This window comes from Psychrobacter sp. SC65A.3, from assembly GCF_025642195.1.
GTDB classification, from domain to species: Bacteria; Pseudomonadota; Gammaproteobacteria; order Pseudomonadales; family Moraxellaceae; genus Psychrobacter; species Psychrobacter cryohalolentis.
Window position 1 is genome coordinate 1,459,204 of record NZ_CP106752.1, and the last position, 11,691, is coordinate 1,470,894.

The 11,691-nt window shown below is 42.0% G+C and carries 4 protein-coding genes, 1 tRNA gene and 1 pseudogene; 3 read left to right on the forward strand and 3 right to left on the reverse strand.

The window, feature by feature from the left end; genetic code table 11:
* Window positions 1-59 precede the first annotated feature (59 nt).
* Together OEG80_RS06245 and OEG80_RS06250 are read right to left on the reverse strand one after the other, a co-directional pair.
* Window positions 60-4,601: a UvrD-helicase domain-containing protein gene (locus tag OEG80_RS06245; protein ID WP_263242389.1), complete on the reverse strand. Its 4,542-nt coding sequence runs from the start codon at window positions 4,599-4,601 to the stop codon at window positions 60-62.
* 76 nt (window positions 4,602-4,677) lie between these two features.
* Window positions 4,678-9,189 carry an exodeoxyribonuclease V subunit gamma gene (locus tag OEG80_RS06250; RefSeq protein WP_263242391.1) on the reverse strand — a complete coding sequence of 1,504 codons (4,512 nt, stop codon included), beginning with the start codon at window positions 9,187-9,189 and terminating at the stop codon, window positions 4,678-4,680.
* 377 nt (window positions 9,190-9,566) lie between these two features.
* On the opposite strand from OEG80_RS06250, the gene OEG80_RS06255 reads away from it, so the two are divergent.
* The 3 genes from OEG80_RS06255 to OEG80_RS06265 all read left to right on the forward strand — a co-directional run bounded on the left by OEG80_RS06255 (window position 9,567) and on the right by OEG80_RS06265 (window position 11,092).
* Window positions 9,567-10,097 carry a hypothetical protein gene (locus OEG80_RS06255; protein WP_263242392.1) on the forward strand — a complete coding sequence of 177 codons (531 nt, stop codon included), beginning with the start codon at window positions 9,567-9,569 and terminating at the stop codon, window positions 10,095-10,097.
* Between the two features lie 37 nt (window positions 10,098-10,134).
* Window positions 10,135-10,944 (forward strand): hypothetical protein, encoded by an 810-nt coding sequence (locus tag OEG80_RS06260; protein WP_263242393.1) that lies wholly within the window; start codon window positions 10,135-10,137, stop codon window positions 10,942-10,944.
* Between the two features lie 72 nt (window positions 10,945-11,016).
* Window positions 11,017-11,092 (forward strand) — tRNA-Arg (locus tag OEG80_RS06265).
* A 295-nt stretch (window positions 11,093-11,387) separates the two neighbouring features.
* On the opposite strand, the pseudogene OEG80_RS06270 reads toward OEG80_RS06265, so the two are convergent.
* Window positions 11,388-11,552, reverse strand: a pseudogene (locus OEG80_RS06270) (indolepyruvate ferredoxin oxidoreductase subunit alpha); the annotation flags it as partial.
* Window positions 11,553-11,691 lie beyond the last annotated feature (139 nt).

Sequence of the window (11,691 nt, forward strand, 5' to 3'; positions counted from 1 at the left end):
ATATTAAAATAGTTAATCGATATCATGTTTTTTAGCATTTAATCATTACTTATAGCCTACTAATCGGGCATGCCAAACAACGCATCCAAACCTTTAATAAAATCGATTGGAATATCCCACGTGACTAATCCATAGCGGTCGTTGTGCATTGAGTGGCTATTATCAGCCTCTTTAACATCTTGTGATAGATCATCAGCTATTTGAGAATTGGGATCATACACACCTCGTAAAAAGACATACTCCACAGCGCCTAAATACTTATCTTCATTGCCTGCATAATCATGAATCCTCATTGAAAGGAATCGGTGTAACGCTACTTGATAAATCGCTGCTTGTAGCCAGTACCCTGCTTTGGACATTGCTTGCTTAAGTGTATCTTTATTATAATCGCTTAGGCTATTTCCTATAAAATTACTTTTATAATCGACAACGTAATACTTGCCAGCATGTTCGTACACTAAGTCAATTTCGCCACGCAGATAACGATACAAATGTGCTTTATTTTGCGGAATAAGAGTGACGTGTTTGTCCATCTCATTAGGGAGATATTGTTGGAAGAGTTTACTGATATCCTGTGCTTTAAAGTTCTCTGACAACCCCATATTGAACTCCAACTCAGAAAATCGCTGTCCTGCATTAAGAGAAAATAAAGGTTGATTGGAGGCCAATAGCGGCGCATGTAGTACCTCTTTAATCCAATTGATTAATGCCTCATGCTTGGTAGCATCTATTGAAGCAAGATCAAGTGAACTAGTATTGAATGAACCGTCATCGCCTTGCTCTTGTTTCTTCGCTTGTGATCGACGGCCTTGCTGCTCAGCACTGCTATATGCCAGTGGCAATTGATAGCTGCTGATGGCTCTATCGATCACCTGAGACCACTGCGCTTTATTGCTGAAATCAATTTTTTCAAATATCTCATGCAAAAACGTACCCGCATTAGCACCTTTCACAAAGGTAAAGCGGATATCATCTTCTGATTTGAGATTTAACCCATTGACTTTTTCAAGAGACGCATCACTATTAAGCAAAGGCTCAATCGACACTGAAGTTTCTGCCATATCAATGTCTATAGCATCATCAATACGCTCATCCACTATCGCCATTGCTTGTGTAGATTCATCGAGCTGACGAGCCAAAGCGGTAAAGCTAGTCTTAGCCCAGCCATAAAAATAATTGGTTTTCATAACCTCTGCAAAAGGCGCGTATTCAATAGTCTCTGTGGCAAGCTTATGAACATCTAACTTGGTTGCGGCTAGCTGAACATTGTCATTTACGCCTGCTGATTTAGCATCGTTGCTTGCGTAATTCTTGTCGTAGAACTCATTGACCTTATGCCCTCTGAGCATGCCTATGGTACCTTTGAGTCTATCAGGCAGCTCAAATTTCGCTTCTGGTGATTCAAACCAATAAAACACTGGTTTTCGCTTCATATCTCTTGTGTCATTAGGGTCTCTCAGAACAACATAAAGCTGCTCACTGGCACGGGTAAAGGCCACGTAACCTAGTCGTCGCATCTCATCGAAATCTTCCCGCGTTTCGATATCGGTGTAGTAGTCCTCTGTGGTAGCAGAACCTTGTATCGGTGAGAAGCGGCGTTGATTTCCTGTTGATTGACTATCTAGTGACTGCTGTACTAATACTGAAGGTGCTTGATCTGCGTTATATAAATACAGGCCATACTTCTCATTGGTGCCTGACTTTCTACTGGCATCACCCATACCCAATACATACACAATAGGAAACTCAAGTCCTTTGGACTTATGAATGGTCATCAGCTGTACGCCAGACTCTGTCGGTAGCGGATATTGCTTAGCCCAATCGCTATTGGGCGCTGCATCTATATTTTGTCTAAACCAAGCCAATAGTTCATGCTCACCCATACCTAGGCCATACTGCGCCAAGATATCCATCACATGACGCAAATCCATGATATGACGATCGCCTTCTGGATGAGCCGCTAGCGCTTGCCAAACGCCTTGCGGCTGTATGGGATTTTTATCTAACAAGTAATGCAATGCTGACAAAATACCAAAGTGCTGCCAACGCTGTGCGCCTTCTTTTAGATAAGTAATAAAATCTTGATAACTTTTTTTATTATCAGTAGCCTCATTAACTGAAATATCCTTCGAATTGGAATCATTTGAATGGGAGCTTGTTGTACTACTGCCCTCGGTAATTCCTGACTCATGGTCCGTCATCATGGCTTTGATGTTTTTGATACTCAGTCCATATAAATGACTGGTCAACACCCGATTAATCATGTCATGACGATACGGATATAGCATGGCACTCAGCAGCGCCGCCACATCTTCTGCCATGATGGTTTCAAAGATACTGACATCACTGGTAGTCAAGGTCGGTACATTAAGCTTAACCAACTCATCTTCAACCCGCTTTAAATCTTTTTTGGTACGTGCCAGCACGCCGATATCATTGGGCTGAATAGGTTTGCCTTTTAAGGTCTGACCACTACTAAGCAAAGTCGCAATATGACGCGCCGTGATTTCATGCTCATCGTACTCAAGCTCTTTGTCTTTATCATAAGGTAAGTGTAATACGCTCACTGGCTGGGCAGAGAGCACCTCATTCACTAAAGTAGTGCTGTGAGCGTCTGGTTCATTAAACCAAGACAGCTCATATTCTGGTTTTGCCGCTTTGATATGCTGGTAATAAATACCTGCGCCTAATTGAGCTAATTTATTCTCACCAGTGATTACATCAGCCATGCCGAACCAACAGTTTAGGGCATTAATCACACCAGCATTTGAACGTCGGTTAATATCGAGCGTCCAAAGCGTGCTTTTATCAAATTGGGCTTTCATGTAGTTATAGTTGGCAACATCGCCACCACGAAACCCATAAATAGCCTGTTTGGGATCACCAACCAATAGCAGAAATTCATGATTGGCTTTCTTAGTGGTTGACTGCTTATCACTGTCCGACTGTTTACGTTTATTCTTTGGCAAATAAATACTTTCAATCATAATGGCTTGCTCACCATTGATATCTTGCGACTCATCAATCAGCGCCACAGGATAGTGATGACGAATATAACGCGCCAGCTTATCTCCTTGACGACCAGTTAATGCTTGGTTTAAGCGTAACATCTGCAAACTAAAGGTCGTTTCGCCACGCTCTTCTAAAATAACTGGCAGCCTACTACGTACAGCTAACATAATATGACGGTTAAGATTGGCTAATACCAACAAAATATGCTGATTTAAACTATCAAGCATGTCTAAGATAGCCATTAACTTACTAATGGTCTCTAACTCAAAAAGCGTCTGATGCTCTTTTTCTTTATTCTTATTAAAGTTCTTAATTTTGCCATCTTCATCGGGATATCTAGAATCCTGCAATGATGTCACAATCTTGTTTTCGCTCTCATTCAAATAGCTATTAAATGTCAGCTGATATTCCGATATCTTTTGATGCACCTCGATAATGGCATCAAACTGTTTAAATAAGTTAGAACGTCCATTGAAGCCTTGAGACTTTCTATAATCAGGATTTAAGTAAGGCTGGATATCTGCTAAATCTAACTGAGAAAACTCATTGATTAGCTTTTCGTATGCATCAAAATCAAAGCCTTTCTCAATCCTTATTTCATCAATCGGCGCAGAGATAAAATTAAGCGAGCGAGTCACATACTTTTTATGATCACCCACTGCAGACAGCTTACCCTGCTGATCCATTAGCGCATAGAGTTTCGGCTGCTCATAGTATAAGCGGCTCTGAAACTGACGCAGCTCATCATGAACAATGCTATCGGTAACTTGTTCAATACTACTGTCTTCAATAATGCCCATGCCCTGCTGGTGACCAGTTTCGCTACTGTACTCCGTCAGCCATTTCTGCGCCAAGCTATCGAGTGTGCCTACGAATAGCTTATCTAAGGTAGTTAGTACCAATGCGGTACGCCTGATAGCTTCCGCCATTGGGTAACTGTACACGTGATCTAGCAAATAACCGACGAGATGCAGGTTGATAGGATCTTGCATGATGCCATCTAAGCGCACATATTTGGCCTGATTAACCAGCCAATTTTCACGGTCTTTTTTTGCTTGTTTACGTTGCTCAGCCGCCACTTGCTTATCAGCAGCAAGGTCTTGATTTAACTCGTCAATACCTGTTTCAACGTTTGCATCAGTAATTGAGTTGTTATCTGCTTGTGCGTCTTTATTACCCTCAGGCATAACTTGCAGTATGTTGGGGTACAAACGCTCTTTATTGCCAGTATCAGCACTTAGGCTATTGACCCATTGTAATAGCTGATAAAAGTCCACCAAACGATCATGAATACGTTGACGCATTTCAGCAGCAGCGGCTCGTGTAAAAGTCGTGGCGATGATTTGCTCTGGCGCACGTCGCGCTTCGATCAATAGGCGCAGTACAATACCTGTCAGCGTCCAAGTCTTACCCGTACCAGCTGAGGCTTCAATTAGGTGCTTGCCCGTTAGATCAACATCGACTGCCGGTATGACATCGGCTTTACGTTCAGACACAGCAGACGAAGGCAGCTCATCTGAATATTCATCAAATAAATTCGGTTGTGTAGACGAGTCAATGGTATTGATTGGGTCGGTAAAGTCTGTCATATGGGCGCATACTTTTAATTATTATTTATTAAAACAAAATAGCAAAAATTAATTAGGGGCTGCTCTAGATAATGAGCTAACCATCTAAGTTAGTTAACGCATTAAACATCGGCTCATACAGTGGCTGGGCTAATGTAGTCAACGCTGCCGATAGCGCTTTGAATGCATCTTGGTCACGTAGCACGTACTGCCAAATAGCATGCTGCGAGCAAGTATCGTATACCGTGTCTGAGTTGTAGTTAGGTCTTAACCAGTCTGAGAAGTCGGCTCGTTTTGGCCAGTAGCTATTACCGTCACCTTCTTCAGCGGTTAGATACTTATCAAGGTAATTAAGTGCATATTCTGGTAATAACGTAATGGGCACTTGACCCGTTAACTTGCCAAAAATAGCCCATTTTATCAGCTCAATGACTGCGTCTTCATACACAATCGGGCTTAGTTTAAATGCGATGACCTTGTCATACTTTTTAACTTGTGAGCTGGGCTTATTAAAACGCCAAATACTCACGCCATCATTTAATGCTACTTGCTCGGCAGTGGTACGTCTGGCCACTTGCCAATACAAATGTGACAACCAAAACTTGAGTAAATGCCTAGGACTGGCAGAGTTGGGTAATATATTTAACCACTGCTTGGGTGATTGCTGAGCATAAGGCACGCCTGCCTGAATAACTGATATGGGTGCCAATATTGGTACTGAGCCTTTGATCTTAATGATTTTTGGCAACAGCTTGAGCAGTGTCTCTATACCCTCTATATCTGTCTGGTCTTTTGAATCATTATCAGTGTTATTCAGTATATTTTTTAGCTCTATCTGAACAGGATATTCGGCGGTTGGGGTCAGTAGCTGTAATACACTACTGATATCTGCCGTACTCTCGTTGAGAATACTGCTCTCATCCAAGCCATTAGCAATTAACTGCTCTTTAAACTCTAAACATTGCTGTTGTAGTTTCTTTTGTTGATTGGGTAGCGTGGTCTGGCGAGCGACACCAGCAGGCATAATTTTTTGATACATCAGGATTGGCGTAGTGGTTTCATCCGCTGCATCACTATCATTTTTCTTATTCTCATCAGTAACCAACTGTTTAATCAAATGATCTTTGATTTGATAGGTAGTTAAACTGTCTAAAAATAAGGGCTCTTGCTGCGACAATGCTTCTTCACCTTGTACCACATGCACCTTTTGAGACCGTAAGAATGCTTTGGCAGGATGGCGCACTTGGTAAGCCAATGCCCCTTCAATATCTATCTCTCCGATGTTAAATATAGTATCAAATAGGGTCTTGATGAGTGCCTCATTCATATCACTACTACCACTGGCATCAGCAGTACTATCTAACGCTAGCATCTCAATCAATGCAGAGAATGTTTGATTATCTACTTGTCCCATTTGCCCCAAACCTTGACCGAAAATCTGAGCAATAGATTCATATTGCCCTTTTGTAGGTAAGCCTACTAGCTGTGGATGCTCGCTAGATACTCGATCCTTCAAGGTATCAAACACAGCTTGCCAAAGCGGCGCAGGCGGGAACTGCTTTTTTTGCGCTAATTTGGTTTTGCGCATGGCTTTATTTAAGATAGCGTCTAATTCATCAGTCATACCTACAGGACTGTTATTTTGAATACTGATATCTGCATTCTGATTGGGTTTAGCAGTGTGATTTGAAATATCAACATCTTCAATTGCAGTCTCAAACAGACTCTCATGAAAAGGCAGTGCAGGATGCTCAGTCAGCAGCCACTGCTTAATTAATTTAGGCAAATAGCGCTTGAGGCTCTCGGTAGTTTGGTCAATATTCTTAAGTGTTTCAAATGCTTCAAGCGAGTTCACCTGCCATTGTATCTCACCTTGCAAAAACTGTAATAGTTCACTGACTGGGTTGGCTGGCAGATGCTCATGGGTGTCCGTCAAGCTTTGACCGTTATAAAATATCCAGCAAGCACTGCGCGCGCACAGTAGCGCATCTAAAAATGCGCCATTGTCATCATCTTCGCTGACTCTATCACCGCGACGGGCAGTGGCGGCTTTCATCAAATCATAGCGGTTATCACGGTCACGCCCAGGAAACTCAGAGAGGTTCATATTAAGCATCACCACCAATTCAAAGGGCACGTTTCTTAATGCACCAAATTTACCAAAGGTAATCACACCAGTAGGCTCAGCACTGACCTGCTGACTTTCAAGCTCCGCTTCGATACTGTCTAGCATAAAGCTTAGTTTAAGCGGTAACTGCTCAACGCCCGCCAGCCTTTGCTCTACCTCTTTGTTGGCGCTATCTCCACTAGAATACTGTCTATAATGGCGATTGGCTCGCAAACTTGATTTAAAGCCGTTCATGGCATTATAGATGGCGCGCATGGTACGTGTTTGATCGACATCGCCAAAGTAACGATGAATGACTTGTGTCTCAATCTGATCGAGCCAATCTTCCGCTTTCATCTTTTGTGTATGATCATCACGTCGTGCGACCAAACCTGCATAAATACGGCAAAGCGCTTCAACAATCAACGCATCATTTAGGCTCACTTGTGGTAACGGTAATGTCATTTCTGGCAACGCAGTACTTGGCCATTCATCCTCATTTAAGGCATATAAGCAGTCGCTCAACTCAGCCTCTGGCATGACCAGACCTAAGGTTAATCTATCTAACGCTTGCGCAAAGCTAAAGCGATAGTCATAGTCATTACTGTCCAAAGTTTGTTTAAGATGCAACTCGTCAAAACCGCGAATAAAGCCTGCCTCTACCAACAAGTCACAACCACGGCTCATTTGCTCATGAGTCAGTCCAAAACTTTCAAACAAAGGCGGTAGCATCAGCCAGTCCAAGACCTCAGCCGCCTCAAAACGGGTACTATGGCTACCCAATAGTTTATAAAAACCAATAATGGCTTCCCATAACTGGCGAATGTCTGCATCGACAACACCAGTCACCTTAGCAGGCAGAGTCAAACCATCCTGACCTTTGCCATTAACAAAAATAGAGCTGATCAGCGCATGATGACGCTCAACGTCAGGTAGCAGCACAACAATGTCGGAGATATGGCGCTTTTTCTCACCAGTTTTGATGGGTTCATTTAGCCAACGACCAATCATAATACGCAACACTTCAAGCTGACGCTGTAAACTATGGCACGAATGGATACTTAGGCTATTATCTTGCGCAGACATTGCCCAAAAGCGGTCTTTTTCAAAGCGCTTACTCTCTAACGCCTCATCTTCATACCATGGTGTTTGATGCGGCTCTTGATCAAAGCTCAGCTCTATTTGCTTACTCATCTCCTGCGAAACTTTTACAGCCGTCGCTTGCTGGGTAGATTGCTCATCAAGCATCAACACATCGTTTTGCAAACGTCTAAGTAAGCTTGGACTTTCTTGCGCAGTTTGAGAACTGCCGCTCACATCAGCATCATAGACGCTATCATCAAAGCCGAATTCATCATATAAATCATCATCGCCGTTTTCGCCAATACCAAAGCTATCTTGCCATTCTACAAGCGCATCGTCGTATTGCTCATTACCTGACAAGTTGGCAAGCATGGCAAAGGTATCACGCGATTGTTTACCGAGACGTGACAGCAAACTATGACCGTAATCACGTAAAAAGACACTCTCAGGGTTGATAATCTGCTGACGCTGTAACCACGACTTATCAACAATATCTGCCCAAAACAGCTTTGATGGATTGTAATGCAACAGTGTGATATCCATGTATTGCGATAAGCGCTGCAAAAAGTCCAGCTCAGTCTGTGGCAACTGCTGGATGGTAAAAATACGCAGCACTCTGGGTAACTGACTTTGCTCGCCAGCCTTATTTGACTTTAGTGCTTGCCAAAACACCTCTTCCAGTACAACACGGTGCTGATGCACATCCGCAAATAAATGCGACCACAAGAATCGTTGGGCAACTTCTAACTCAACATAATGCTCCACTAACCACTCAGGCGTGCCACGCGCATATTTATCAAAGCGCAGTGACAAGGCATCTTTATCTGCAATTAGCTCATCCACATTCAGCGGTTTATTATGCGACCATAGCGCCAACCAATCCTCACGATGGGTCAAATAGCGATTAAACACCCTCGCCAGATCATTTGACAGCTGCCAAATACGCGCATCTTGCTGCGACTTATCTTGTCGTACATTGTCTTGCTCAACCCCTTCTTGTGGCTCATCAATCAAAGACGCCAGCAGCGGATTCACCGGATGTTTTTCATCTTTAATAATCGACTCTTGGTAGTAAGTCAGATACCCAAACAATCGCCATTGCATGACCGTTGGTGACAATACTGCCACTTCAGGAACATTCAAGGTTGCTGTATCAGGGTCCCGCTCTAACAGATATGCATTATGGCGGGTTAATACATCCTGCATAAGTGTCCACTGATATTGACCCCAAAACTTAGTACGCACTAAGGTACTAATACCAGCACGGCTGGCAATGGTTTTATCCAACCAATCACCCAATACCATTGAAGGCACAATGACAATAAAAGGCTCAAAAACAGGCTGACTTTTGGACTGATACTGCACAAGAAGCTGATCAACAAGATTTTCGGTACGATGGGATTGTATAATGGTAAACATAGAGAATAGTCTGATTGAAGTAGCAGGAGAATAAAGGAATTGATAAAGAATACATGCTCGAGATAGCACGCAAACATTCATAGTAAAATTTTGAGTGTAATAACAACGCTGTAGGCGGCAATACTTGTCAATCCATGTTTAGCAGTCGTCAATGGACGACATTTCTGCTAGCATGACGCTGTTAAATCAAACTGCATTGGTAAACACTCATGTATATCCGCTTACAGACTCTCTTGTAAGACGAATAGTAATCTGGCTATTAGTTTGCCATTGTTCGCCAACGTTTACTAGCATATAAACCACCGATAAAAACACACTGCGACAATAGATGTCGCTGCGTTTTACCTCAATTCTTAGTGATGAGACAATTTAATACTATGCCCTTGCGTCCCATTGATGCCATTTTCATTCACCCTAAACGACGTTTATATGTCGTATACTACCGCGGTGAGCTTTGGCAATTGCCACGCATGAAAATAGATCATCAATCTTGGCAAAATAGACAGCCATATAAGGATGACAGTCGTGGACTCTATCTGAGTATTCATCAAGCCATAAGCGACCCTATTTTGGCACAAAAATTACGGACCCTAAATCTACCTATGGTAGTACGTGGAAGCACCTTATCACGCTTCGAGGCATGGTGGGAAACTCACGGCTTTGAATGGCTTAAAGACAAACTAAGTGCAGGACAATCACCATTGGCGGCGCATCAAACCTCCACAAAAATGATTGACAATCAACCCTCTTCCCCTTCAAACTACCTCTCTGCTCTGGCAAGTAGCAATAATACCACTGCTCATAAAAACCCAGAACAACAAGCTATAGCTATTACACAAGAGATAACTGATGTTTTTTCGGATATGCTGGCGGATTTAGCAGATGAAGTGCTGCATCAACCGCTCTAAACCACATTTAAACCAACAATAAGAAGATCGGTACCATATGAAAGACTACAAGCTGCTACTGGCTGGGCTCATTTTACTGCTGCTGATTATTTTTATCGCCATCTTTACTTGGTTATGGACCAGCAATCGTAAAAACATGGATCCATTGCCTATTATGTCAAATGATAATGGATCAACTGCTTCAGCGGAAGAAGATGGAGAGACGGTTGCCAAGAGCACTTTGCACATACAAGCAGAAGAAAAGCTACAAGCGCCTTTAGACGCTGTGATTTCAAGTTTTCAATCTCGTTATCCCAATGTAGAAATCATGACAAGTTATGTCGCCTCTGTTGCACTTTTGACGCTATCGGATAATAAAGTAGCCGATAATGAGCCGTCTTTATTTATTGTTGATACCGATATCATTATTGCTGATGGCAATTTATCGGCAGCGCGCTTAGCACCATTACAAGAAAAATTAAAAATAGCACAAGATAAACAAAACCAGAGCAAGGCAAAAAATGGCATGGTAGAAGATACTATCGATGCAGATAGCAATGCTGATGAAATCGCTGCTAAAGGTGAAGCTGATAATACAAACACTCGAAGTCTTGTATCGTTTAGTTATGCCTTAAAAGACAAGAAAAAAGTAGACGGTGTCATCTTAACTCAAAATCCTATTGCACTTAACTTTCGAAACTTTTTACTCTCAAGTACAGGGCAAGATATATTAAGTAGACACGATTATGAAAATATCGATGGCTATCAAAATGATATGGCAAACCTGTTTAAGTCAAATACGCAAGGCAAAAAAGCAACAGGTGAGTTGACAGTAGATGTCGCTGACGCTATCAGTATTGCTAAATAAATACAAAACCCTCTACTTACTCGGTATTAATTGATTTTATAAGTGCTTTTTTCTACAATAGCATTCTATTATGCGCCTATAGCTCAACAGGATAGAGCAGTTGCCTCCTAAGCGATCGATCGGGGTTCAAGTCCCTGTAGGCGCACCAACAAACATAGCGATATAACACGATAAACCCTTGTAAGCCACGCGCTGCAAGGGTTTTTTATTGTTTAATATACGGTAGTCACCGATTAATAACGGTATCTACCACTTGTACACGGTGAAAATAACGGTATCATAGACGGTATTAACCGATACCGCCAAACACTCAATATCCAAAAAAGTTACACTCTATGGTGATGGCAAAAATCTATATCTTATATAACGTCTGAATGGATATTTATTTTAGCAGATGGCTTTTCGATAGGTCTTTTCTAAAATCTTGGTTTCGATACTAGTGTAATAGAATTGGCTGGGCATTCAGGCTCACACAAGCTGCAATCTATGCAATTATCAGGATCTATCGCTAAAAAGTTAGGACCTTCAAAAAATGCATCCACGGGACATACTGCAACACAGTCCGTGTATATGCATTTAATGCAGTTATCATCAACGATGAACGCCATAAAAATTATCATTTATAATTCAAGATGGCGGATCATTTTCAAACTACAATACAAATCCGTAAATTTACCCTGCGTAAGTAAAATATTTATTCGCTTATTTGTATCAGTACCAGTAAAATGCGAGACTGTTTTCTACACG

Coding starts and splice junctions, on each gene's coding strand:
- OEG80_RS06260 (WP_263242393.1), top strand. CDS start 10,135: ATGAAAGACTACAAGCTGCTACTGGCTGGGCTCATTTTACTGCTGCTG.
- OEG80_RS06245 (WP_263242389.1), bottom strand. CDS start 4,601: ATGACAGACTTTACCGACCCAATCAATACCATTGACTCGTCTACACAA.
- OEG80_RS06250 (WP_263242391.1), bottom strand. CDS start 9,189: ATGTTTACCATTATACAATCCCATCGTACCGAAAATCTTGTTGATCAG.
- OEG80_RS06255 (WP_263242392.1), top strand. CDS start 9,567: ATGCCCTTGCGTCCCATTGATGCCATTTTCATTCACCCTAAACGACGT.